Source organism: Niastella sp. sgz303648, from assembly GCF_059587045.1.
The window spans coordinates 44804-71092 of record NZ_JCAPSW010000013.1 but is presented as its reverse complement, the minus strand read 5'-3'; the positions used below and the strand labels follow the sequence as shown (position 1 = coordinate 71092).

Below are 26289 nucleotides of genomic sequence, written 5' to 3'. Positions count from 1 at the left end.
CTGTTATTCTGATTTCAGCATAATTTCATTATCTTTTACTATTTCGGAAGAAGCCTTCAACCTGATTTCGCCAGCCTGTTTTTCAGATTGTATCAGTACCAGGCAATATCCATTGAAAGCCATTCGCTGGCTTGCTTTATCCGGTTCATGACTGCCGGGATTGCCATTACCTGTACCAATGATTTTTCCAGGACCTTCAAGTGAAAACTTTACAAGATTATCTGCTGTGGGCACTACCCTGCCTTTAGCGTCTTTTATAGCTACCCTGATAACAGCCACATCGCAGCCATCGGCTTTGAGGACATTGCAATCACTATTCAATCCTATCTGTGCCGGAGCTGTAGTTGTTTCCACAATATCTTTAGCAACTAATCTTCCCTTATTATACCCACGGGCTTCCAGCTTGCCGGGTTTATAAACAAGTTCCCATTCAAGCTTCGTGTAAGGAATTGTTTTTTTCTTCCCCATACTTTTTCCATTCAGGAATAACTCAATTTCTTCGCAGTTGGTATAGCACTGAACCTTTTGAAATTTGCCCTCTTTCCCGGGCCAGTTCCAATGCGGCAACAGGTGAACTACCGGTTCATTGGTCCAGGCAGCTTTATATGCATAATACCCATCCTTAGGAAAACCGCAGATATCCATAATGCCGAAATGCGATGTAACGCAGGGCCATTGATAAGGTGTTGGTTCACCCCTGTAATCAAATCCGCTCCATACGAATGTGCCGCCAAGAAATGGATATTTTACCACGTCGGCCCAATCTTCTCCCGGGAATGGCCCCCAGTTGGGTTCCCATTTCTGTAAGTTAGATACATAGCCCTTTTCCCAATTGTTCTCGTACTCTCCGCGTGTTGAAATGAAACTTGTTGATTCGGTTGAAAACAATATTCGATTGGGATAGTTTTCGTGGTCTTTTACATAGGCCAATCCTTTGTCGCCATAATTATATCCAACAACATCAAGCACATCGGCATAACCGCCATCGTTTCGTGCATGGTTCATAGCGGCCGTTACCTTACGTGCAGGATCAATTTTATGAGTTGTGGCAACCAGTGTTTCAAGAATCCTTGCCCCGGTTACAGTTCCCTGAATCCATTCTTCATTCTCCATATTCCACATGAATATGGAAGGATGATTTCTGTCGCGATACAACATAGTCGTTAAGTCCTTTAACCCTTCTTCACTGCCTGATAAAAAACGGTTTTCATCCAGTACAAGCATCCCAATGCTATCGCACATATCAAGTAATTCCGGTGTAGGTGGATGATGGGCACTGCGGTAAGCATTACTGCCCATTTCTTTAAGGAGCCTTAATTTGTATTCATTTATTTTATCGGGAAGCGCAACACCGATGCCGGCAAAATCCTGGTGATTGGCCGTTCCCTTTACAGGATACAATTTACCATTGAGAAAAACTCCATTGCGATTGATTTCAATAGTTCTTACTCCAAAACCAGTTTCATACCTGTCAGTAATAGTTCCATTCTCAATCACCTCAGTTTGCACTTTGTATAAGGTTGGCGTTTCGGGCAACCATAGCAATGGCTTTTGTATTGTTCCTGTTTGTGCAATTTCAGTTGTACTAAACGGCTCAATTTTTTGAGTTGAAGTCACCGAGTCCTGTACAATACCTCTGTTGTTTACAATTTTTGAAACAAGGATAAAGTTTTTAGCCTCCCTGTATTCATTCTTCAATGTAGTTTTTATGTTAACAACAGCCTCCTGTGAAGAAATGGTCGGCGTAGTAACATAAGTGCCAAACCTGTCAACGTGCAGCCTATCGGTTTTAATCAACCAAACATGTCTGTAAATGCCGCCACCTTCATACCACCAGCCCTCGTATTCGCTGGCATCTACCTTCACCAGTATTACATTTTTCCCTTCATTTCCATAACGTAAAACATCAGTCAAATCGTAGTTACACGGTGTGTAACCGCTTTGGTGATTACCGAGCAAATGACCATTTACCCAAACGGTGCTGTTCCTGAAAATTCCGTCAAATTCGATGGATATTTTTTTTCCTTTGTCGGCTTCAGGTATTTCAAATTCTTTTCTGTAAAAACCGATGCCCGCAGGTAAATATCCGTTGGCTGCCGGCTGGCTGCCGAGTGAATTGTCATTTATAAAAGTATTCTCAACCACCCAATCGTGAGGTACATTAACCGGTTGCCAGTCTTTGGGATAAAAGACCGTTGCACTTTTAACATCGGTATAATCAATTGTTGTGTCTGTGGTAGTTATTACTTTAACGTTGGCATCTGTTAGTCCACCCTGGCCGCCGGCCTTTATTACGCGCTTCATAGCAATATTGCCTTTGTGGAACTGCCAGTTAAAGTCAAGGTTCTCTTTCGTTCTTTTTGATGGGTGCATTTGATCTAATTCCCGGGCATTCACTCCAAAAAAATGTAACAACACAAATGTGCTACACACGCATATTTTTTTCATTGCATTTTTTCTACAAAACATAATACATCAATTTGCGTCTGAATATTCAAGAATAAATCCGTACCGGTAAGGCTTGTTACCAGGATTGGTGTATTTGTCCATGGTCTTTGCGCCCCAGGTATCATCACCACCCACTCCATGTATATTCAAATCAATATTCAGGTTAATAAAATCGCGTTGTGGAAGCTGGTAATTGTGACGGAAGTTTTCCAAATCATCTTCGCTATAGGGCCATGCATGAAAACAAAGTGGCTGCATACCTGTTACTTTTATAACACTGTTATTTTGTGCACGCATGTTGAACCATCGAACATCACAACGGTTAGCATTGTCTTGCGGTGCGGGATAAGAGGTAATGAAATTATTTAAGGAAGAATTGTATAATCCAATTAAAGAAGCCGTTTTCCTGTCGGGGTAATTTTCGTATGGACCACGACCGTACCAGTCAATGCTGTTATAATTTTCCGGGATACGAATCCTCATGCCAAATTTAGGGATCAGCGGAATGGTATCGCTCAGAGGTGTATAAGTCGCTTCAACTTGTAGTTTCCCTTCACTGTTCAATTGGTAATTCAGTGTATAATTTGCACCAATGGCTGGTAAATTCATATCGAACTTAACGGCAACCAAATTGTTTTGTTTAAACATTTCAATATTCTTAACCACCACATTTTCTGCTGCATTTTTCCATTTGCCCAATTCTTTCACATAACCGTTATACTTTTGATTATCGTTTGGTGTTTTCCAGAAATAAGGTTCGAGTTTCCCTTTCAACAATTCCTGCCCATTCACTTTCCAATTTACTAATGAACCATTTTTCCTGTCCAGCGTAAAGGACATTCTTTCTGTCTTTAGTTCTATTTGCGACGGTGATTCTGTTACAGCTACCTGTTTTTCGACAGGCGCCACCTTTGGCCACATATATGGTTTGATAACGAATTGCTCTTTTGCAATACAAAAACCCTCTTCAGCCCATAGCGTCGCAGTCTTGAGTTTTGCATAAATATTCAAACATATTTCAAAGGAAGTTGTATCTGACACTTGCGGCAAAGAGAGCATTATGCCTGAGGATGTTCCCGGCAAGATGCCGTCGCAACTGAACTTGCCTTTTTGCAGGGATTTTCCGTTCGCTGTATACTCATATTCAAAATCGAGGTTGTGAAGCGTAAGGAAATCAAAATGATTTGTAACGTTGATTGTTTTGTTATCATTTAACAGTTGAAATGTAACCGGTTGGTAAATTTTCTGAACTTCAAAGTAGTGAGGATATGGCTTTCTGTCGGAAGAAACCAACCCTTTAATACAAAAATTTCCATCGTTTGGCTGATCGCCAAAATCGCCGCCATAAGCCCAAAATTCATCGTCGTTCAGATGGTAATCATCAGGATGCTCAGTGAGTTTTAAAGGAGAGCCATCCTTTTTCTTCGCCAGTCCCTGATCCACCCATTCCCAGATGGCAGCACCAGTAAGACTTGAATCGGCATAAATTACATCCCAGTATTCCTGAAGGTTTCCACCTGAGTTACCCATCACATGCAGATATTCACGCATAAATACCGGTTTATCTTTTATCATTTCTCCCAACTTTTTCAGATCGGCGGGATGCAGATAACCTTCATCGTAAATACCTGCTACATCACGTTGTGTATCGGAGTAAATCACCCGGCTTGTATCCAATTTCTTTATGGTGTCGGCCATGGCAATTAGGTTTTGTCCATGACCGCCTTCATTCCCCAACGACCAGAAAATAACACAGGGGTGGTTTTTATCCCGTTGCACCAATGAAACAGCCCTTTCTACATGCGACTTTTTCCATACGGGATTATCGCCGATCTCCTTATTTCCAATACCAAAACCGTGAGACTCCTGGTTTGCTTCGTCCATTACATAAAAGCCATACTTGTCACAAAGCTCATAAAACAATGGGTCGTCTGGATAATGGCAGGTACGAATCATATTGATATTTGCCTGCTTCATCAGCTCCAGATCACGAATCATAGTATTGCGGCTCACATGCTTTCCGGTGCGCGGGTGTTGTTCGTGGCGGTTCACTCCTTTAAGCTTAACTGCTTTGCCATTGATATAAAATACATCTCCCCTTACTTCAATTTTGCGAACACCGAAATAACATTCGGCTTTGTCAACAACCTCATTCTTATTGTTTTTGAGTTTTAAAATAAGATGATATAAATCCGGCGTTTCGGCAGACCAAAGCCTGGGATGTTTGATCAATGATCTTAATTGGATCGATGCCTGATTTGATTGTTGCATCACCGGCACTTTTTTAATAAAAGAAAGATCAACCCAGTCGCCCTGTGCGGAGTAACCCGATACCTCTGCATCCACGTACAATCCTAAAATATTTTGAGCTGAGCGGTTATCAATATTGAGGTCTATGGAAATGTAAGCGTTATCAAACGCATTATCCGGCGTAGCTTTTATGAAAAAATCGCTGATAAAGGTTTTGGGACGGGCAATTAAATCAACATCCCTGAAAATTCCACTTAATCGCCAGATATCCTGATCTTCCAAATAGCTGCCATCGCACCAGCGATATACTTCAACTGCCAGTTTATTTTCACCCTTACTGACGTATTTTGTTATATCAAACCCGGCAGGTGACATAGAATTTTCACTGTACCCAACCTTTTGTCCGTTTATCCACACATACATCGCCGAGAGTACGCCGCCAAAATTTATGAATATTTGTTTATGGTTCCAGGTTTCAGGAATGAAAAAGGTTGTGCAATAGCTGCCAACCGGATTTCGTTGAAGAAAGCTTGTAAAGTATTTTTCCGGTTCGCTTGTAACTTTTGGAGGATTCCGCTTGAATGGATAAGTAAAGTTGGTATAAACCGGAGTTCCAAATCCCTGTAGTTCCCAATTTCCCGGGACCAGTATGTTATCCCAATTTTCTGTTGAATAATTCTCCTTATAAAAATCTACCGGGCGTGATTGCGGATCGGGTGACCATTTAAACTTCCAGATACCGTTAAGCGACTGAACCATTGGGTTATTCGCTTTCTCTTCAGACAAAAAATTATACGCATGAGGCTTTTCCCTGTTTATGCCATTAACATCCGGATTTTCCCAGGGGTTTACATCCTGAGCACAAATCCTGCATGTTAATAACGAAGCAATAAACACATAAAAAAATAAATATATTCTCATTTTAAGCATTTATCAGGTCAATAATTTCATCGCAGAATCGGAACTCATTTTAGTTCAATAAACTCGGGTTCGTAGGCAGCGATTGTAAAATTACCTGGATATTCTTTATCAAAGAGAATACTTCTTGATTTCCCTTTCATCGGAATTTCTTTTGGTTCACCTGTTACATTCAAATACAAAAAATGATTCTTATCAATTTGCCTTGCCATAACACCTGATGGAACATCAGGACCTTTTTTCATTGAAAGCTCACCGATCAAATCATCAAGCAAAGGATTCAGCATTTCACCCTTCGCTGGTAAGCCTACATAAATGGCCCTCCCCTTTCCATATTTATTCGAAGTGATAACTGGATAATCTTTATCTAAGCTCGTTATACTTGCAAGAACTTCTGCACCTTTAGATTCAATCACATCAAATCGAGCGGATTCAGTATTGATTTCTTTTCCTTTGTAATTAACCTCCATCTTTTTCCCTTTGAATGATTTTTTTGAAATTTCATTAAGCGATTCTGTTTCTTCAAAGCTACCGACACGAATCCCAAACACATCGTTCAATCGTCCCGGATGAGTGGAGGTAAACACTTTCCCTGTTTCATCAACGACAGCTGAATTACTTGTCATTACAACCGTGCCCCCGTTCTTTACGAATTCCCGGATTTTATTTGCCGTTGTTTCATCCATTACGGCAACACCAGGTACAAACAATAATTTATAGTTCAATGAACTTTTGCTGATCTCTACCACGCGGGCATCCATGTTGCGATGATAAAACAAATCAAAACAGGCCTGAAGCTGGTTATCATGTTGCTCGGGAAAATAAGTACTTGCAATTTGGCCTGGAAAAGAAAAAGCTAACCCAACTTCTGCCTGAACCTTATAGGGAAAATATTTTTCTATCTTCTTAAATTCAGTAGCTATCTTTTTATATTCATCATATTTGCGATTGGGAACTCCATCCCAATCAAGCATACCTTCGAGGTATTGTTCTTCTCCGCTGTGCATGCTTTGCCAGGTCCACCCACAAACCATTTGGTTACCGTACATGAGCGTTGCATAAGCAGACTTTCTGATTGAGTTCGGAACTGCAGTCATGGTTGTAAACTCACTGCACCAAAAAGGATTAGTGCTTTCAAATTGAATTCTTGCCATTCCAAACAAAGCACCCATCACACCCCAATTGGTAGTCAAAGAATTTCCGGGATAAAATCCACAACCTTCACGGGTCATTTTGCCCGAATAGGCAATTTGGGAATAATCAAAATATTTTAGCGGGCTATAGTACCATGCATTGGTGTTAAGCAAAGCATTGGGAGCATTGGTTTTTACTTTATCAATGACTTTAAAGAGAATCAGGTTAATTTCATCGGAAACAAAACGCCTGAAATCGAGCATTCGCTCCGGTGCACCATTAATTGTTCCGGATACCGGAAAACCGATTTCTTCAAACTGATTAATTCTTCTTGACCAACGCTGCGTTGCCCATGCTTTGTTTAAATTATCAAGAGTAGAATATTTTTTCTTTAGCCATGCAATGAACCTTTTTTTGGCTGTTTCTGAATAAGACATAGGTCCGTCACCGGATTCATTGTCTACTCCAAATGCCATTAATGCCGGATGTTTTCCATAATGCTTTGTAAGTGTATCGGCATATCGCACCGCATATTTTTGATACATGGGATCTCCGACATCTTCCATGTAGCGATGGTTTGGATAGACCCTGTTTCCATTGGCATTTACAATGTCAATGGAAGGATACTTGTGATGCAACCAAACGGGTGCAGGACGAATGGCAATGTCTAAGATCACTTTTATACCTGCATCATTCATCAAATCCATTACTTTATCAAACCAGGAAAAATCAAATTTTCCTTCCGATGGTTCATAGCTGTCCCAGGCAAGATGCCCCATACGAACAGCTTTGAACCCGGCCTCTTTCATTAACTGTATATCCCTTTTTATTTTCTCAATATTTTTATCATCGTGAGGATGATAGTTGGCGCCAACAAAAAGCTCCTGCGATTTCAAAGAAAGAATGAGAGAAAATGAAAATACAAATAAGAGAAAGCATTTCAATTTACACACGATCCGAATCTTTTAATAAACATTAAATAATATTCCTCATTTATCCTCTATCCTGCCGCAATACATTTAGTTTGTAATCACATCCACCTCTCCATAGCCGATATTATCGTTATCCTCCGTATTTTTTAAAGCCCGCAGTTTGATATAACGGGCTTTTTCAGCCGTAAATATTTTGGTTTGCCACAAAGGGTTGTTTTTGATGTTGGAGAATTCACCCTCATTTACCAGTTTCCATTCTTTATTATCATTTGAAACATAAAACCGGTAATTAGTGATGATACCTGGCCCCCACAGGGTTTGGTCAGGATAGTATTTGAAACCACAAAGATTTTCTTCTTTCCCCAAATCGATTACAAGATCAGCAGGTATTTGTGTTCCCTTTGGCTGATGCCATGCAGAAGAAGGATTTCCATCAATGACTGCATAAGCCTTTTCGTCTTCTGTTCCTATAATTTTCCAATCCTTTCTGGAGATATCGAATTTTTCATGAGCTGCAGGGCTGCTTTTGCGGGTAGCAGGATCGAAAGCAATTGCTCTTACTTCTAACTTCCTTTCTGTTTGAAATGGTTTTGTATACTTTTTCGATTTGGTAGTTGGAACACTTCCATCCAATGTATAGTAAACAACCGATTCTTCATCAACCGGAATTATTTTTATTTCACCGGATTGATTTCTGATAATTGAAGGAGGCGTTAGCAGTTGCGGGGCGTTATAAATTCCGATGTTGGAAATTACAGGGCAAGCTTTTGAATCGGTTATGTTGAAGCGAACCTGTGTTGCCCTGACAGTAGGGAAACTCAGTATGCGTTTGTAACCGATAGTAGTGGCATTTGCCAGTTCTTTCCAGTTTCCATTAACCAGCGCTTCAACGGTGAAGGCTTTCACTCTTTGTCCTAAACGAATGTATTCCTGTACCAGAAAACGGTTGAATGTGGTTGGCTTACCAAAATCTACTGTCAGCGAAGATTTTGTTATACCATCATCGGTTGCCCAATAGCTGTTTTTATTGACATCTGTTGCATTAGATGCATCAAACTGTTTTGAATTGCCACGAACATTCGAAGCTGTTGCTTTTGATTTTGCAGCCAGATTCACGGCAAATGCTTCTTTCACTGCTTTTGCAAATCCAATCGCTGCTTTTTCATCATTTTCATGAATCAAACCTCTTATATCAATGGGGAAGTTAAGTAGCAATGAACCGTTGTGCCCAATGGAATTATAATAGGTATCCATCAGTTGAGGTACTGTTTTTACCCTTGCGTTTTCACCCGAATGATAAAACCATTCGGGCCTGATGGAAGTATTTACTTCGGCAGAAACCCACGAATCACCATTTTCTAACCCGAAGTGCAACATATTCCATGATACTTCGCCCTTTGCATTTAATAAGCTCCAGTTGGTTTCACCAACCTGGCCGGCTTCGGTTCCAACCCATCGAAGATCGCCCCTGTCGCCTCCATCATTCCATATAACAATGTTGGGTTGCAATTTGCGAATCAGCTTATACGTATTCGGCCAGTCGTAATAAGTTGTACGGTCTATTGTGCGGGTTTCATTAGCGCCGCCATAATATCCCGAACCTCCGTTCGCGCCGTCAAACCATATTTCGAAAATGGGCCCGTAGTTGGTACAAAGCTCTGTAAGTTGATTACGGAAGTAAGTAATGTATTCAGGCTTTCCATAGTCGGGGTGGTTTCTATCCCAGGGCGACAAATAGATGCCTAATTTCAAACCATATTCTTTACAGGCATCGGCCATTTCGCGAACCACATCGCCTTTTCCATTCTTCCATGGAGCATTTTTTACCGAATACTCCGTGTACTTTGAAGGCCACAGACAAAAACCACAATGGTGCTTTGCCGTTATTATTACTCCCTTCATTCCTGCCTGCCTGCAAATACGGGCCCATTGACGACAATCCAGCTTATCAGGATTAAATAGTTTCACATCTTCATTTCCATATCCCCACGATTGATCTGTATAGGTATTTAATGAGAAATGAACAAAAGCGTAATATTCCATTTCCTGCCATCTCATCTGATTTTCTGTTGGAACAGGACCAAAAGGCGCAGGAGCTTTTGTTTGTGCATGGTTATAGCCGATTGCACTTAAGGAAATAAATATCCCACACAAAACAAACCTGGTTAAACTATTGATTTGATACATGCTGTTATTTGAAATTATTCAACTTTAGTCACCACGTCATTCCTTAACTACCTTAAATGATTTAACTCCATTTACTTCATATACCTGTACCACATACACTCCCGATTTCAGGGAAGCTCCCATTGACATTGAGTTTGAGATTGCTGCATGCCCAATGGTTTCAACCTGCCGGCCTAACATGTCAAAAATTGTAATACTTATTATTTCATCCGGCTTGTCAACGATCATACTAAATGTTGATTTAAACGGATTCGGATGTAACAGCACCCGATCAGTATCGGCAGTTGTTGCTATTCGCCCATTTCCAACAGTGGTTAATGCCCATTGCTGGTTAAAACTGCTACTCGAACTCCATTGGCCTAAGTTGTCACCGTTGGTGGTACGCCCCATTCCATCGAGATATAATCCTGTGGCTTTATTCTTAAACTTAACATAGTTTCCGGTAGTTTCCTTTGTCCATTGCTGTGCATCACTGCCACTATAACTCCATTGCCCGGCATTGTCACCATTGGTAGACCTGTACATACCATCAAGATATAATCCAGAGGCACGATTTTTCAGCATTACATAATTTCCGACGGTTTCTGTTGACCATTGCTGTGCTGTACTGCCGCTATTACTCCATTGCCCGGCATTGTCACCATTGGTGAACCTGCCCATACCATCGATCAGCAATCCGGTAGCTCTGTTTTTTAAAGTAACGTAAGTAACAGGAGGTGCAGTGGCTTTAACCAGCAGAATGGCCGTTGTAGAAAGTGCCGGCACCGTTATGGTCAATGAATTTGAGTTTACCGCCACGGTATTTGCCTGCAACGCATTTTGCGTGTGCGATACAAAAGTCTCTGTTGCCGGTAAAGACGACAACTGCAATGTGTTGTAATTTCCATTGGCAACATTGAAATTGCTCAGATTGATTGTAACAGTGCGGGAAGCGCTCATGTCACGGTTTACAAGCATCACCGTTAAAGAGTCGGCATTTTCGTTTACCGAAGAATAAGCAGATACTGTGTTTTCGAGTGAAGAAGTACTGGATACGCTATATTTTTTTGCATTCCTGCTAAAGAGGTGCAGGGTTTCCCACATGCCGATAGACCAGTTCCAGGGAGAAAACAATTCAACGCCATTGTTTGCAAATGTACCCAAATGCGAAGCATATATAACAGATTCAAGGCTTGGGTTGCTGCTCGACATGGTACCCCATTCGCTTACCCCACATGTTATGCCATGGTTGGCGCCAAATTGTTCATTTAACCAGCCGTTGATGCGCTTGAAAATATATTGTTTTGTAAGTGATGCATCCCATCCGCCGGTACTTGTTCTAATACCGTTTGAACCCGGATAATCATACGTTGTATCATAATAAATCCGGTGTCCCTGCAGCGCCTCCGCATCATTATTATAGAAGGGGTAGTTGTGAATATCTACCACATCTACCAGTTTGATACCGGTTGCCTTATACTCATCGCCAAGGCGTTTTATGAAATACTCAATCCAGGGATAATACCGGCCATTTATGTAGATACTTTCATTTGACCATTTGTACCATTGCCATTCAGAGGTTGCAACAGGCCCGCAGAGCTTGATGCCCGGATATAAAGCTTTTGCTTTTTTCGCTAATTCTATATAACGATCCATAAAGGCAGACGCCGATATCTGTGTTGGCATAGCATAATCATGAGTGCCGCTCCATATATCTACCTCATTGTCCATATTCCAGTATACAAACTGGTTTTTGTTAAGCCCTAAACCATTGGTTCCAAACCAATGATTTAGAATTCCTACAGAAGAATCGGCAGGCCAGGTCTGCGTAAACAAATTAATGTCTCCGTCAACCAGGGCTTTACTACCGCCGTTTGGATCGGGCGTTCCTCCACCGGCTAAGTTCTGGCCAACACCAGACCAATACTGGGATTGATTGTAAGCCCAGTCATTGAAGTTGTTATTGGTGTTGGAGGCAACCCGGCCCAGTAATTGAAAAGCAAACATGCCCTGGATATCAGGATAATTGGTAACAATGTTTTGTGCGTGTGCATCCCAGTCCTCATTATAAACATTATTATACCAGTCTGGATGAACCGTAATTTTCTTTCGCCAGTTGTAACCTGTTGCGTTATTTCCGCCGTTCATACGTGCGAAATGCAACCCCGCATCTTTATAAAATTGCACAGATTTGTCAAAGCCTTCATTTCGTCCATATATGTATGGGGAGATCAGGCGTTTGTTCTGCGTTGCATTAACTGAAATAGTTACATTTTGTGAAAAGGCTGTAAAAAGTGCGATGTGGCACAACAACAGCAAGATGATTTTTTTAATCATTGGTTTTGTTTTGGTTGTGAACGGATCGTTTTAAAAGCCAATATCATTTACAGTTTGATAATATTTAAAAAGAAAACATCATTCTCATGAAGCTCAAGCTCTTTTGAAAAGGCGGCTCCATTTTTAATAGTGATAATTTCTTTTAAAAGTGGCGAACCATCGTTTTGCCTCTTTATTTGCTCTACCTGTTGCTTTGTAAGTTGTGCAGGTTTCCCCATAGACAGATAAGTGGAATAAGCATCATTGCTATGGTAACCTACTTTAAAAACTTCAAGAGCATAATTGCCATTGGGAACGTTTGCAATATTGACCTTTAATTTTCCTTTTTGTTTCGAAGGCAAATCGCGGGTATAATACTGCTGGTTATTGGTGCTATCGGGAAGCGTGTAAGTGTAATCCCAAACCAATGCCTGCATGTTTCCTGATGAATCTTTACAAACCCACGAAGCGGCATCTTTATTTACCAGTTCAATATTTCCCAAACGATTTAAAAACTGGTATGAATAAAATACAGGCTTGTTGATGCCTTGCATGTTCAACATTCCAAAACCTCCGTGGAAAGGTGTAAATCTTGGTCCCGGTTCTTCAAAAATATCTGTGAACACCCAATACGACATAGAGTTTGCTGCATTGCCAACCTGTTTCAGTTTTTGCAACACATACGCTGCTTCATGATAACTGTCATGAACAGGGTCCGCGGGGGTATACGATGCACTCCATTCGGTGTAATGCAGTTCCAGGTTAGGCATTAGTGAAGTTGCAATTTCCTTTCGCGATTGAAGTACATCGCCACTAACTGCAAACTCTTCTTTGGCGAGCACTGTACCGGAATTTCCATATTCATCCAAATAGCCTTGTTTCACACCATACGAGTGAGTGCTGATAAAATCGATGGGCAGATTATTTTTGTAACAGTAATCAATCATCTCACTTTCCCATGCTGCGCCGGCAGTTCCCGGTCCGCCAACACGGTAATCCTTGTTTACGCTTTTAACCGCCTGTGCCGTGTATTTGTAAAGTTTGAAATAATCCTGTTGTGTTCCTGTCCAAAAACCAGGCGAAAGATTTGGTTCATTCCAAACTTCAAAATACCAGGTCTTTACTTCATCGGCGCCATAACGTTCTGTAAAGTGTTCTGTAATATTTTTTATGAGGCCTGCCCATTTTTCATAGTCTTTTGGTGGAGTTACATTTCCTCTCCACCAAAAAATTGTTTGAGATCCGCTTGCCAATGCGCCGGGCATAAATCCTAATTCAACGAAAGGTTTTATTCCAATGCTGTGCAAAAAATCAAACAAAGCATCCACATACATGTAATTGTATTCAGGATTTCCTTTGCTGTCTTCTTTATAAACAGCCATATCATCTGTCAGAAGCCCATGCATGCGAATGTATTTAAACCCACATTCTTTTCTTACATAAGCCAATTGTTGCTGCCAGTCGGCTCTAAGACCTTCATTGGCTCTGCCTGCACCCACACATTCGTTAAACATTGTATTGAGGCGTCCGGTTGCTTTGCTGAAATCTATATTTATAATTCGCTCCTGAGTAGCCGGCTTATTGCTATTTGAACTTTGACCAAACAGTTGCACCGAAACGAAAGAAAACAGGAACGCTGATAAGAAAATATTTTTTTTCATTGATAATAATTTACAGCTGCATAAAACCATTCAGGTATTTTTTATGCTAAAGCGCCAACGCATCATTGTATTTTTTTTGTATTGATGATCATACTTGGCGGTGTTAAACCATTTGCACTGGCAGTCAGTTGTGTCTGAAGCATGCTCAGGTAACAAATCTGAAAATTTTCATTTGCTGCCAGCAATGATGGCATCAATTGTACGCTGATCTTTTACCGTATTACTGTTTCTGTCCAGGGCGCCTCCGGTATCCCAGAAAAAAGGTTTAACACCATAAGCTATTGCCTGTTTGGTTACATAGGTTAACCAATAATCTACCGAAGCATTGTGCGTGTCCAGATCTTTGGGAACATTTGACGAACCTCCACGTCTGTAAGCTCCATACTCTCCCATTATAACAGGAATACCTTTATCAACAAACATCGATTTCATCTTACCGAACCATTTTGTTTGTTCACTTTCTTCTCCCCAGGTTGGATTACGGTCAGGCTCTATTGTTGAATGATGACCGGCGCCCCAGTAGTAAAACATTTTACCCCAGCTTGCATCTCCATCCAAAGCAGTAAATTGAAAAGGCGTGTAGTTATGTTCTTCATAGATCAATCGATTGGGAGTGGGATCAGTTGGGAAAGCGGCCACACTTATCCAGTCGCTTGATCCCTGGATAACGAGGCATCTATGAGAATTTTTGCCTCCGGTTGAACGAACGGCATTTACAAATGTTTGGTGATAGGAAAGCAATACACCCATTTTAGTGGCATCGTCTGCATTGGGTTCATTAGCGCTGGCAAACATCAGGTGTTCGTCAAAATCACGCATGGCAGTAGCTATTTGCTCCCAATAGGCCATTTGTTTTGCATTGACAGAATCTTTTTTATTAGGCGTACAGTTGTTTTCCAGCCAGCCACCATCCCAATGAATGTTCAGTAAAACATACATATCATTGTTTACACAATACCCAACAACCGTTTTAACTCTATTGAGCCAGTTTTGATCAATATGCGCAGTTGCCTTGTTATCGACATGATACCAATCAAAGGAACAGGGAATACGAATAGCATTAAAACCCGATTGCTTTACAAATTTTATGTACGACTCGGTTATTACAGGATTGCCCCATCCGGTTTCACCACCGGGAGCTTCCATAGTATTACCAATGTTCCAGCCCAATTTAATTTTTGCGGCCAGTTGTACTGCGGTGCTCATTCCTGTTGAATCAGCTGGTTTGGGAGATGTATTGTAAGACGGATATAGACGATTCGCTTGTGAAACGGTAACGTTTCTGGCCTGGCCATTGGAAGAATTTATAACCAACACTGTTGAACGGGTTGCGCCGGAAGTATTAAGTGTTGCAGATAACCGGGTTGTAGCACTACCGCTGTTTCCGCTGGTTTGGCTTAATTGCAACCAGGAAGAAGCAGCGTTATTGACATTCCATGTTGCGTTCGCGTTGATTGCTAAATCTGCTGTTCCTCCTTCTGATGGAAGAATGATTTCGGATGGTGAAACAGATAGTTCCGGTGCAACGGAAGTTTTTTTATGACAGCCTGTAAAAAATAGTACGGCAAAAAGAAATCCAGTCATTGTATATCCCCTGGTGATTTTCATATTTTGGGTTTATCAATAGAGATGTTTTTTTTTCTAATAGACCTGAAGGGATGGTGCTATTTTCATTGCACCATCCCCGGGTATTCACTTTGCTTAGAATCCAGCTCCTTTGCGTAAAGAATCTAACTGCTGTTTATCTTCTATGGTTTCTTTTTGCCTGTTAATTACACCAGCCCACAAAAACGGAGAGAGTCCATTGGCACGGGCAGTTCTTACCGTATGCCCAAAGAAATGTGCGACTGATGTTAAAGATAAGATTGAATCTGCCGGATGGCCTGTAAGATCATCGGCATGGTATGCTGCACCAAACTCGCCAATCAGTACAGGAATGTTTTTATCCACAAAAGCTTTCTTTGCCCATTCCATGTTGCGCTCCAAATAGGCTTCTTCAAAATCCGGATTTGAGTTATGTTCGGGGTCGGTAAGTGAATGCAGGTTCTTACCCCAATAACGCCACTCTTTGCCCCAGCTTGCATCATCACTCAGTATACAAAAATTAGGGGGTGAGTACCAGTGAAATTCAAGTATCAATTTATCAGGAACGGGATCTTTAGGCAAACCTGGTAATCCGTCTGGAGTAAAATAGTTCATCAGATCAAGCGATGTGTTTGGTGCCTGGAGCACTAAAGTACGATACGCATTTCTGCCTCCGGTAGAACGCACTGCATCAATGAAAATCTGGTGAAAATCGTGTAAAACAGTAGCTGATGGCAAATCTGTGGCATTGGGCTCGTTGAAGCTTGCAAACATTATATGCTCATCAAAATCACGCAGTGTGGTAGCGACCTGCTCCCATATAGCTTTATGTATAGCTTTTGCACTATCTAACTTTGCACCGGTTAAGTGAAAATCATCATTACCATCATGGTGACGGTTTATCTCCACATACATACCATCATTCACACAATACTGAACTACTTCTTTAATCCTTTTTAACCAGGTATCATCAATTTTACCTGTTGTTTTGTTCATATGCCCTTGTGCCCAATAACCACAAGGGATTCTTATCGCATTAAAGCCCGCTTTTTTCAGCGTATCGATCAGCGATTGTGTAATCAGTGGATTACCCCATCCTGTTTCTCCGCCGGGAGATTCCATAGTATTCCAAATGTTTATCCCCATTTTAATACCTGCATTTATTTGCATAGCCGTACTGCCCATGCCGGTTGCATCAGGTGCTTTGGGCGATGTATTATACGATTGATAAATTACAGGCGCCTGAAGTACTGTAATTCGCCTGGCCTGGCCATTTGTAGCATTCAATTTTAAAATTACTGTACGGCTAATGCCGGTCGTATTAATTGGTGCTGTTAAAGTAATGGTTGCATCACCGCTATTGCCAGCTGTGGGGCTAACTTTTACCCAGCCAAATCCGGTTGTATCAATACTCCATTCACCATTACAGGTAAATGACAAGGATTTGGTTCCTCCACTTTCAGGTATGGTATCTGTAATATTAGAAACAGAAATTTGCGGTGAATCTACTTTTGTTTTTTTACAGGAAATGATAGAAAGAAGGGTAATTAAACCTCCTGCTATCACATATATATTTTTAATTTTATTTTTCATCTGTATATTTCTTTTGATATTTCAATTTTTTAAAAGTAGCGGTGATAAACGCGGTCTGCATATCACCCGCCTGCTATTTAATTTTTACAACTCTTAAATTATCAAAAGCACCGTAAAAGCCCGTTGCTGTTGCCGAAGTGCTATAGTTGTGTATATACATTGTGCACCCGCTATTTCCTGTAGCGCCCAATAAATCAGCAAATTTTGTTATCGAAACGCCTCTACCTTCGCCGAGCGTAGCATCGGTTTTACGAAACTCAGTAAAAGGAATGGTTACAGTTCTCCAACCTTTGGTGGTATACGCGGCTGTGACAGTTGAAGATATTTGCCATGGCTCCCATCTGGCTATATATGTTTTGTCGGAACTTAAAATATCAATGGCGCCGCCATTCCATGGTTGCGGGATATTTACTTCAAATTTAAATGCCCAATTACCAACCGGATCATTAATATTGGCTGTTGGTACCCATTGTGCACCGTTCATAAGTATGGCATAATTAGAAAACGTATTCCCTTCACCGGGAGCCAGAATACTATTTTTAAGCGACATGAAAAGACTCGAATTACCAGGAAAATCAGCATTGTAGGGTGGCCATCCGGAGTTAGGGTCGCCACTATTCAAGGTGGCACCACCCCACCACTGCCAATTAAAATTACCGCTCCATTCCCAATTGGAGATTGATCCTACACCAGTTATGTCATTCACGTTGTACATCGTGGTAACCGTTCCAAAGGGTGTTGTAATTGATACCGGTCCGCTTTGAGAAAGCGCTGGCAAAACAAACCCTACAGAACTTCCATCACTTGCTGAAACAAAAGAGGTAATACCCGTACCGGCAAAAGTAAACGTTTGAATACCTTTTAGGTACGTACCATAGATATATACAGAATCGCCGGTTTTTGGATTTTCGTTAGAAACACCGGTAATGGTTGGCGTTGCCAATATCTTGAAAATAACTGTACCGCTCCTGGTAGTTACTACTACATTTCCACTGGCAGGAGCAGGCGTTGGCATCACAAAACCAAGAGAAGTTCCATACGTATTTGATTTAAATGAAGCGATGTTAGTTCCTCCATAAGAAAATTTTTGAACTAAAACCAAATCTGAGCCATAAATAAAAACAGAGTCGCCCGGGTTGGCAAATACATTGGAAATTGCTGTAATCGTTGGTCCGGCCGGGGTTAATTTGAAAGAGAACGTTGTTGTACCTCCGGGTGTTGTGTACTGAATGGTATTGAGCTTATTAGTATCTATTGTTGAAAACACAATTGAAGGAATTTGCACTACAACACTATTCGAAGCAAATAATGCATTATTAAAAGTAGCCGGCACTCCGTTAAACGTTATTTGAAGTGCATTTTGTAAATTCTGACCGGTAATAACTACCCATTGTCCATCGGGCACAACGCCGGATAAAACAGAATCGCCCGGAGATGCAACATAATTAACAACTCCGGTAATTACAGGACTATGTTCTACTGACTTTTTGCATGCAGACATTAATAGTATCAATGCCATCGACACACAAAAAAACAGAATGCCATAATTTAGTTTATATGTTTTTTTCATAAAAATTTATATTGAATACTTACTCAATTAATCACATTGATTAATAATATTTTACTGGTGGTTCTGCCAATTTTGGATTTGCTGTTAACTCCGTTGCCGGTATTTGCAATGTAAATGAACTGGCTGTTGCAGGAAGCACGGTTACAACAGGACTTGCATCTGGTGTAGCAACTCCGGCAGCATAATTGAAAAAAGCACGGTTTTGTGCATTTATAATAGCCAACGCTTTAGCTGGTTTCCAATAAGAAAGCCTTACCAGATCCCCCCAATATTGTCCTTCAAAAGCAAATTCAATTCTTCTTTCGCTAATAAGCGTATCAAGCGTTATGGTTGAAAGCGGGTCAACACCTGCCCTGGTACGCACTTTGTTGTAATACATCAAGGCATCGGGATCTGAAGTGGTAGTATTGTTTCCCATAATAGCTTCGGCATAGATCATATACACATCGGCTAACCTAAGCGCAGCATCATGCTCAGGCGATGACCATAAATCCATAAGAGGCGAACTGTTATCTATATCGTTACCAACAATATGTTTTTTTATACTTACACCAGTAGCTGTATAACCACCACCCGCTGCATTCAATTCAGGAAAGTAATCGCCGTTAAGCATAAAAGTGGCTTTTCGTCTTACCGTATCTTTAGCGGAATACAATAAATACAAGTCGTAAGTAGGATGCATAGAAGACCATGCTCCTCCTTTTTTTGGCATAATAGTGTTGCTTGGCGCATAGTTATTGAGCGTATTACCATTGCCATACCCGGTACCTGCTGCCCATTGAAAAGCAAATAAAACTTCGGGCACATCATTGTTTTGCACTTTAAACAGGTCATAATAACTTGGGAATAATATCTTGCCGCTATTTTTGCACACATTTCCTGCATATTTTTTGGCACTATCCAGGTAAGCCTGGTTGCGTGTGCCATTACCATTCAAACCTGCCATGGTTAAATACACTTTGCTCAACATACCTTGCGCCGACCATGTAGTTACTCTGCCTGCATTATCAGTAGCAGGAAGGTTTTGTACTGCATAATCGAGATCGTTCGTTACAAATTTATACACATCAGAAGCTATTATGCGGTTAATCAGGGGGTGTTCAATCAGCTTGCTATTATCCTCCACAATAGGTACGGCGCCCCAATGCAAAACCAAATTAAAATAAGCATATGCGCGTATAAACTTTGCTTCGGCTATCGCCGCATTTTTATCTGTTTCAGAAACAGAAGAAGGGGCATATCGTTGTATGCCGAGAATAGTATTATTGCATTGGCCAATCATATTGTATAAGCCCGTCCATGCACCTTGCACATAACCGTTAGAAGCAGAAAGGTTTACTGCAAAAAGTTCATTATTATCAGTACCCTGATATTGACCGGTAGTTCCATTTCCACTCAACACATCGCCAAATTGTAAAAACCCATTACCATGCCATTGCCAACAGGTAGCACCTCCGTAAAGGCTGGCAGTAGCCAATCTTATTTCTTTCGTAGTTTGATAAAAATTATTGGAGGCAATCTGAGATAAAGAAGGGCGGTCAAGAAAACTCTTTTTGCATCCTGCTACTGCCATAAGCAATAGCAAAGGAATAAATAGTTTATCTATTGATTTCATAAAAATTAATAGTTTTTTACTTTGTTAATTTAACATTTACGCCAAAGGTGAATACCCTTGATTGAGGATAATGACCATTATCGTAACCAGCCTCGAGTGGATTCCAGGAGCCAACTTCAGGATCCATACCAGTGTATTTTGTAATTATAAATGCGTTAGATACATTAGCATATACCCGAAATGAATAAAGATGCGCTTTCGCCAGTATATTTTGAGGCAAAGAATACCCTACGGTAATGTTTTTACAACGAATAAATGAAGCATCTTCCAAATACAAATTTGTAAACCGCCCATTTTCATTGGTATTATCGTTTCTCAGGCTTACAATAGTGGTATTTGGGTTGGTAACATAAACATTGTTTACATTATTAGGATCTCCATCGGGGTTAATCAAAGCAGTTTTAACATAGTTTAATACCCCGGTAAAATAGTTGGTATTATTTAAAGGGTTAGTTTGATTAACCGGCAATTGATTATACACTTTATTGCCAACGCTTCCACTAAAGAAAATGTTTACATCAAAGCGTTTATAATTAAATGAGTTATTGAACCCAAATTGGAATTTTGGAAGTGGTGAACCTAAAAAGGTTTGGTCTTTTGTGTCAATAATGCCATCGCCATTTAAGTCTTTAAACTTACGGTCGCCATACCATATACCACCACCTGCATTTGCAATCGGGCGAGGTGTTCCTGATTGGTCGGCTGGTAAAGCATGGGTTTTAAAATCATTGACAGTAGCAAATATGCCATCATAAATATATCCATAAAATGAGCCAATGGGTCTACCTACTACAGTTTTTGAGTTTGCCGAAACAAGACTGGCATCATCGCCGCCGGAACCTAAATACAACACTTTATTAATATTACGTGTTACAGTAACATCAGTTCTCCATGTAAAATTTTTGGTGATAATATTGGTGCTCCCTACTCTAATATCAATTCCTTTATTGCTCATAGATCCCACATTTACATAAGGGGCCGTCATTGCACCTGGCGAATAATTAGCTGTTGTACCCGAATACCTTGGAAGTGGTACTTTTAATAATAGGCCATCAGTATGACGATCGTAAACATCTATTGAGAAATTTAATCTCCCGTTAAATAAAGTACCATCTAACCCTATATTAGCATTTTTTGTTTGTTCCCATGTTACATTGGGATTGGCCAAATTGGATTGAAACTGTGCTGTACCAGACAAACCATTAGCAACTGTTGTAAGCTGTGTTACATAAGTATTGCTTGGAATATTTTGATTATTAGTTAACCCATAACCGAGGCGTAACTTTAATTCATTAATGGCTCTAATTTGCGCCAAAAAATTTTCGTTATTCAATTTCCATGCAAATGCACCAGAATACGAAAATGCCCGACGATCTTCAGCTGGAAATTTATCGGAGCCATCGTCACGCAGGTTTAATGTAAACAGGTATTTGTCTAACCAATTATAGTTAATACGTCCAAAATAAGATTCTGAAGCCCCCTGGCCATAATTGCCACCGTTTTTTGCAGTAGAAGGATCACCGCTGGAAATAGATTGCACATTATTAGAAGGAAAATCTGAGCGGCTTGCAGAAACACTTGAAGATTTACTCAAATTAGCTTCGTGCCCGGCAAATACATTCAAATTGTTTTTACCGAAATTCTTATTATAAGTAAGATAACTTCTTACTACGGTATATAAGTCTTGCCCGGAACTATACGAAGACGAAGTTGGGTTGGGAGTAGTGTATTTACCATAGGTAGTTTGAGGGCTGAATTGTTCATTTCTGGAAAAATCAAAATTTCCGGAAACCTCATTCCTCAACGATAAATCTTTGGTAAAGGCTACTTCGGCATATACGTTACCAAATAGCTGATACCTGTAATTCATATTTTTATTAATAAGGGCCGATGCAACCGGGTTTGCCACCGGGGTAACCCATCCGGAAGTATTCGTAACGCCCCCCCAGGTACCATCATTATTTTTCACAGGAATATCGGCAGTTAAACTCAAAGCATCAGAAATTACACCTGAAGAAGAAGTGCCCCCTGAAACTACATTTTCAATAACATTCGCTAATTGAAGACTGGTTCCTATTTTCAACCAATTGGTTGTTTTATTGTCTAAATTCAACCGCAAAGAATATCGCTTAAATTTAGAGCCAAGCGCAATACCATCCTGGTCAAAATATCCTAAGGAAAATAAGTACTGAGTTCTAACATCACCGCCGCTTATTGTAAGCGAATGATTTTGCATAGGTGCATTGCGGAATAATTCATCCTGCCAATTGGTACCCTTTCCTAAATATTTTGGGTTGGCAAATTCAGGCCTGGCATCAAAACCCCACACAGTAGCTCTTTCGTTAAGAAATGTTGCAAGTTGCTGCAAATTAACAGTTGGAAGCCTTTTAGGTATCTGCTGAGCCCCATAATATCCTTCATACGATATTTGAGGAGCGGATACGCTGCCTCTTTTGGTAGTAATAACAATTACGCCATTCGTTGCCTGCGAGCCATAAATGGCAGTTGCAGAAGCATCTTTTAGTACATCAATTGATTCTATTTCTGAAGGGTTGATGCTATTCAGGGGATTAGATCCATTTCCGGGGTCGTTAGTTGGAGGAATAATAACACCATCTATAACATATAATGGCGAATTAGAGCCACTTATAGAAGATATACCATGTATCTCAATGGATACCCCGCCGCCGGGTTGCCCGGATATCTGTTGAACGACAACTCCTGCAACTTTTCCCTGCAGGGCCTGGTCAAAAGTAGTTGGTTGTGATCTACGCAGCTCTGCACCGGAAACAGAAGAAATGGCGCCGGTAACGTCTTTGCGCCTTGTTTTACCATAACCAATTACCACCACGTCATCTAATTGTAAAGCAACTTCACTGAGTTTCACCTCAATGGTGTTGGTTTTACCAACAACTATCTCCTTTTTCGTATATCCTATCATCGTAACTACCAGCACATTGCCAGTTGACGCATCGATACTAAACTTTCCGGCATCATCAGCTATAGTGAACCGATCGGAGCCTTTTAAGGTAATCGTTGCTCCCGGAACCGGGGCGGAGGTTCGTTGATTGATAATTGTACCTCTAATTTTTTCTGTTTGTGAAAAAGCCGGTGCACTTAACAAGATTAGGGGAAATACACCCCAAAGCAGCAATAGTCGCAAGCGAATCGTTTTGGTTGAATACATGTTTGAATATTTAAATTGACTATAATTTCACTTCTATGTTCTTGCCATCATACAATATCTCTTTGCCGTAAGTTTCCATATCCAATCGCTTTGTTTATCGTGTGTGATGTGATTAATTCGAAACGTTCTTTTTTGCAGCATACCATTATATCCGACTTTCCGATCGCCAACAAAAACTGTTTATGTACCTCATTATATAATATGGGAATGTTGGAAAAAGCGTCTTTTTCGTAAATGAAAAGGGATATCACTTCGGGCTTAACAGCATTGGAAGTACCTGTAAATGCGGGGGCTGCAAAAACAATAACGCCGTCCTTTGTTTGAATGTAAGATGGAGATGCCGCCAATAAGTCATTAAACGTAAAAGCACAGCAGTAGCTAAGCAGTAGCAGGGATCTTTTCATATACAGCAATCTTTGGTCTATCAAAATGAACGCTGTAAAACTATTGCTGTTCTGATGAAAACATGGGACTCAAATGATGCAAATTACGGCCTGAAATGATGCAGCCAATTGATTACCATGAATTTCGAAAAAATGGTTTTCTGGCGTCCGGATCAGCATCAGTATCCTGTTCCGGTAAGGCATTGTTGAAATAACAATTACACCGGCAACGATGAATACAGAAATTACGAACACAACCGATATTGCCAAAACGGCTGCATAAAAATTGATCGGCGAATTTTTCAACTGCACAAAAAAAAGCCCGCCGAAAGCTTTAATACTGCCGGTCGGGCCATTAGCTGATACCTGTTTTTCTGTTATCTAAAGCCTGATTTTTTTAATAGTTATTTAGCCCTTCCGGTGTACATATCAACATAAAATATTCATTCAATACTTTAAGAGACTCTTCACCGGGAACCGGCCCCGTATGGGGCGTTGGTCAAAATATATGACCACCGGTTTCGCATCGTAGAAAGCAGGCCACTCAGGAACTCCTTTACCGTTGGGATTACCAAATTTCGCAAAGTTTTTCTTAGCTATTTTTGAACTTCCAGGATACCAACAAACCCTCCCCCTGGAAGACATTCAATTTTCAAGGTGTCTCCTTTTTTTATTTTTATCATTTCTGAAGAAAAAGATTCTTTATTCGTCCCGTCTTTGATAAGCTGAAAATTATAATTCCGTTTATCAGGAAAATCGAATCTTACTATTAATTCCTGTATTAGATCCTGCCCGTTCAACCCGCCGATATACCATTGATTACCTTTCCTGCGGGCAATAATGATCTTTTCTCCCGGATAACCATCGATTAATTTTGTATCATCCCAGCTAACCGGCAAGTGTTTCAAAAAGTCTTTTGGCTCTGCCGGCAACAATTCATACGCCGACGGCCTATCGGCGAAGTGCTGGAACCCTGATTCAAAAACAACAGATAAAGCCAACTCGTGCGCATAGGATGTAATATGCGGATTTTGTGAATTTGAAAAGGTAACCGGCGTGTAATCCATGGAGCCAATTACATTGCGGGTAAACGGAAGCGTAGTATTATGAGCTGCCGCTTTATTAGTCAGTACCGGGCCATTGTTGTACCATTCTGCACCATACACCGCCTCTGTTGTCATCAGGTTGGGATAGGTACGCGCCCAACCCCGGGGAATTGTAGCTCCATGAAAATTCACCATTAAATGATATTTGGCCGCATCCTTCAAAATATCAATGTAATACTTCATCATATCCTGCTGGTCACCGGCAAAAAAATCGACCTTGATCCCGAATACCCCAATTTCATTGAGCCTCGAAAATTCTTTGGCACGTTTTTCTGCCGTTTGTAAACGATCGTTCGGTGTGGGACCGAGCCAGCTTGTACCGGAATTATACCACATTAAAGGTTTAATCCCTTTGCTTTTTGCATAGTTAACGGCATCAACAATATTGCCGCCATTACCCATTACATCCCATTCCCAATCAATCAGCACATATGGCCAGTTCATTTTTGCAGCATTATCTACGTATTCAACAACCTTCTGAAAATCTTTGGAACCGTGATTATTCGCCCAATAGATCCATGAAACTGCCCCGGGTTTTATCCAATCTGTTTCTTTCAATTGATTTGGTTCGCTGACATCGGTGATCAAAGTGGATTCAACGATATCTGACAATTTCCCAATGATCAGTGTATGCCACTGCGACCTCCATGGCAATGTGGCCTTAACGCCGGTTTGGTTAAAATTATCGCGGGAAGACGGATAGGTAACCTGGTATGCATTGGCATTTTTAAGGTTGCATAATTTTGCAGCACAATTGTTTTCAGAAATATTTGCTTCGGAAATTAATGCGTAAACAGATTCGTTATTAACTTTAAATAATGCAGGGAAACCCCATTCCTGTTCTTTGTGTGTGCTTAAACCAGTTTTATTGAACGGAAAAAAATCTTCATACCCAATAGTATAAGGCTGCATCCAACGGTAAGTGCTATCGGGTAAAGTATATGTTGTAGCCTCGCCAATGATATTTACAACCGAATCGGAATGATTGGGAAAAATATACCGGAATGTAACGCCATCATTATAAACCCTAAAAGCAATATCTAACGGTTGTTCATTTGAATTTCTGAAACTAAAAATCTTCTCCCTGCCAAAATTCTCACACTGTTTACGTTTACCACAAATCATTTCATATTTATCATGCACTTCAGTTATTCCGGATTCTCCGACCAATCTGAGATCATCGGTAAATTGCTGGTCTTTTCGCGATATTCCCAAAGGGGATTTTGTCATTACCCCGATATATTCTGAACCCTTTTTGTATAGCACTTTAAAATATACCGGATAACCGGGCTTGTTAACCGATGCCTTTTGCGCACTAATTACTACTTTAATATGCTTATTTGGAGATACAATCTCTTGTGCGTTACCAGCCAATGAGATTGAAAAGCAAAAAAGAAAAAAGAAAACCGGCTTCATAAATCTACAT

13 protein-coding genes are annotated in these 26289 nt (G+C 40.6%); all 13 read right to left on the bottom strand.

Annotation, left to right across the window (positions count from 1 at the left end; translation table 11 throughout):
* Positions 1-3: 3 nt before the first annotated feature.
* Entirely contained in the window at positions 4-2448 is a 2445-nt protein-coding gene (galA, locus tag AC59IL_RS29275; RefSeq protein WP_496555787.1) for a beta-galactosidase GalA, read from the bottom strand.
* 27 nt (positions 2449-2475) lie between these two features.
* Complete coding sequence (locus tag AC59IL_RS29270) at positions 2476-5619, bottom strand: glycoside hydrolase family 2 TIM barrel-domain containing protein (RefSeq protein ID WP_496555786.1); 3144 nt, start codon at positions 5617-5619, stop codon at positions 2476-2478.
* A gap of 44 nt (positions 5620-5663) precedes the next feature.
* Positions 5664-7646 carry a beta-galactosidase gene (locus tag AC59IL_RS29265; protein ID WP_496555785.1) on the bottom strand — a complete coding sequence of 661 codons (1983 nt, stop codon included), beginning with the start codon at positions 7644-7646 and terminating at the stop codon, positions 5664-5666.
* Positions 7647-7769: 123 nt separating this feature from the next.
* Complete coding sequence (locus tag AC59IL_RS29260) at positions 7770-9740, bottom strand: alpha-L-fucosidase (protein WP_496555784.1); 1971 nt, start codon at positions 9738-9740, stop codon at positions 7770-7772.
* Positions 9741-9905: 165 nt separating this feature from the next.
* Positions 9906-12185, bottom strand: a complete 2280-nt coding sequence (locus AC59IL_RS29255) for an RICIN domain-containing protein (protein ID WP_496555783.1) — start codon at positions 12183-12185, stop codon at positions 9906-9908.
* Positions 12186-12232: 47 nt separating this feature from the next.
* Positions 12233-13825 (bottom strand): GH39 family glycosyl hydrolase, encoded by a 1593-nt coding sequence (locus AC59IL_RS29250; protein WP_496555782.1) that lies wholly within the window; start codon positions 13823-13825, stop codon positions 12233-12235.
* A 168-nt stretch (positions 13826-13993) separates the two neighbouring features.
* Positions 13994-15433, bottom strand: coding sequence for a cellulase family glycosylhydrolase (locus AC59IL_RS29245; RefSeq protein ID WP_496555781.1), 1440 nt, complete (start codon positions 15431-15433; stop codon positions 13994-13996).
* 93 nt (positions 15434-15526) lie between these two features.
* Positions 15527-17002 carry a cellulase family glycosylhydrolase gene (locus AC59IL_RS29240; protein ID WP_496555780.1) on the bottom strand — a complete coding sequence of 492 codons (1476 nt, stop codon included), beginning with the start codon at positions 17000-17002 and terminating at the stop codon, positions 15527-15529.
* Between the two features lie 73 nt (positions 17003-17075).
* Positions 17076-18572 (bottom strand): glycan-binding surface protein, encoded by a 1497-nt coding sequence (locus tag AC59IL_RS29235; RefSeq protein ID WP_496555779.1) that lies wholly within the window; start codon positions 18570-18572, stop codon positions 17076-17078.
* 40 nt (positions 18573-18612) lie between these two features.
* Positions 18613-20187 carry a RagB/SusD family nutrient uptake outer membrane protein gene (locus tag AC59IL_RS29230; RefSeq protein ID WP_496555778.1) on the bottom strand — a complete coding sequence of 525 codons (1575 nt, stop codon included), beginning with the start codon at positions 20185-20187 and terminating at the stop codon, positions 18613-18615.
* A gap of 16 nt (positions 20188-20203) precedes the next feature.
* Positions 20204-23374, bottom strand: a complete 3171-nt coding sequence (locus tag AC59IL_RS29225; RefSeq protein ID WP_496555777.1) for a SusC/RagA family TonB-linked outer membrane protein — start codon at positions 23372-23374, stop codon at positions 20204-20206.
* 47 nt (positions 23375-23421) lie between these two features.
* Positions 23422-23778, bottom strand: a complete 357-nt coding sequence (locus tag AC59IL_RS29220) for a hypothetical protein (protein WP_496555776.1) — start codon at positions 23776-23778, stop codon at positions 23422-23424.
* Between the two features lie 575 nt (positions 23779-24353).
* Positions 24354-26279 carry a glycoside hydrolase family 97 protein gene (locus AC59IL_RS29215; protein WP_496555775.1) on the bottom strand — a complete coding sequence of 642 codons (1926 nt, stop codon included), beginning with the start codon at positions 26277-26279 and terminating at the stop codon, positions 24354-24356.
* Positions 26280-26289: the final 10 nt, after the last annotated feature.

Excerpts from the sequence above, each read along its gene's own strand:
- AC59IL_RS29240 (WP_496555780.1), bottom strand. The coding sequence starts at position 17,002 with ATGAAAAATAAAATTAAAAATATATATGTGATAGCAGGAGGTTTAATT.
- galA (WP_496555787.1), bottom strand. The coding sequence starts at position 2,448 with ATGAAAAAAATATGCGTGTGTAGCACATTTGTGTTGTTACATTTTTTT.
- AC59IL_RS29250 (WP_496555782.1), bottom strand. The coding sequence starts at position 13,825 with ATGAAAAAAAATATTTTCTTATCAGCGTTCCTGTTTTCTTTCGTTTCG.
- AC59IL_RS29225 (WP_496555777.1), bottom strand. The coding sequence starts at position 23,374 with ATGTATTCAACCAAAACGATTCGCTTGCGACTATTGCTGCTTTGGGGT.
- AC59IL_RS29215 (WP_496555775.1), bottom strand. The coding sequence starts at position 26,279 with ATGAAGCCGGTTTTCTTTTTTCTTTTTTGCTTTTCAATCTCATTGGCT.
- AC59IL_RS29255 (WP_496555783.1), bottom strand. The coding sequence starts at position 12,185 with ATGATTAAAAAAATCATCTTGCTGTTGTTGTGCCACATCGCACTTTTT.
- AC59IL_RS29245 (WP_496555781.1), bottom strand. The coding sequence starts at position 15,433 with ATGAAAATCACCAGGGGATATACAATGACTGGATTTCTTTTTGCCGTA.
- AC59IL_RS29235 (WP_496555779.1), bottom strand. The coding sequence starts at position 18,572 with ATGAAAAAAACATATAAACTAAATTATGGCATTCTGTTTTTTTGTGTG.
- AC59IL_RS29220 (WP_496555776.1), bottom strand. The coding sequence starts at position 23,778 with ATGAAAAGATCCCTGCTACTGCTTAGCTACTGCTGTGCTTTTACGTTT.
- AC59IL_RS29270 (WP_496555786.1), bottom strand. The coding sequence starts at position 5,619 with ATGAGAATATATTTATTTTTTTATGTGTTTATTGCTTCGTTATTAACA.
- AC59IL_RS29230 (WP_496555778.1), bottom strand. The coding sequence starts at position 20,187 with ATGAAATCAATAGATAAACTATTTATTCCTTTGCTATTGCTTATGGCA.
- AC59IL_RS29260 (WP_496555784.1), bottom strand. The coding sequence starts at position 9,740 with ATGAGATGGCAGGAAATGGAATATTACGCTTTTGTTCATTTCTCATTA.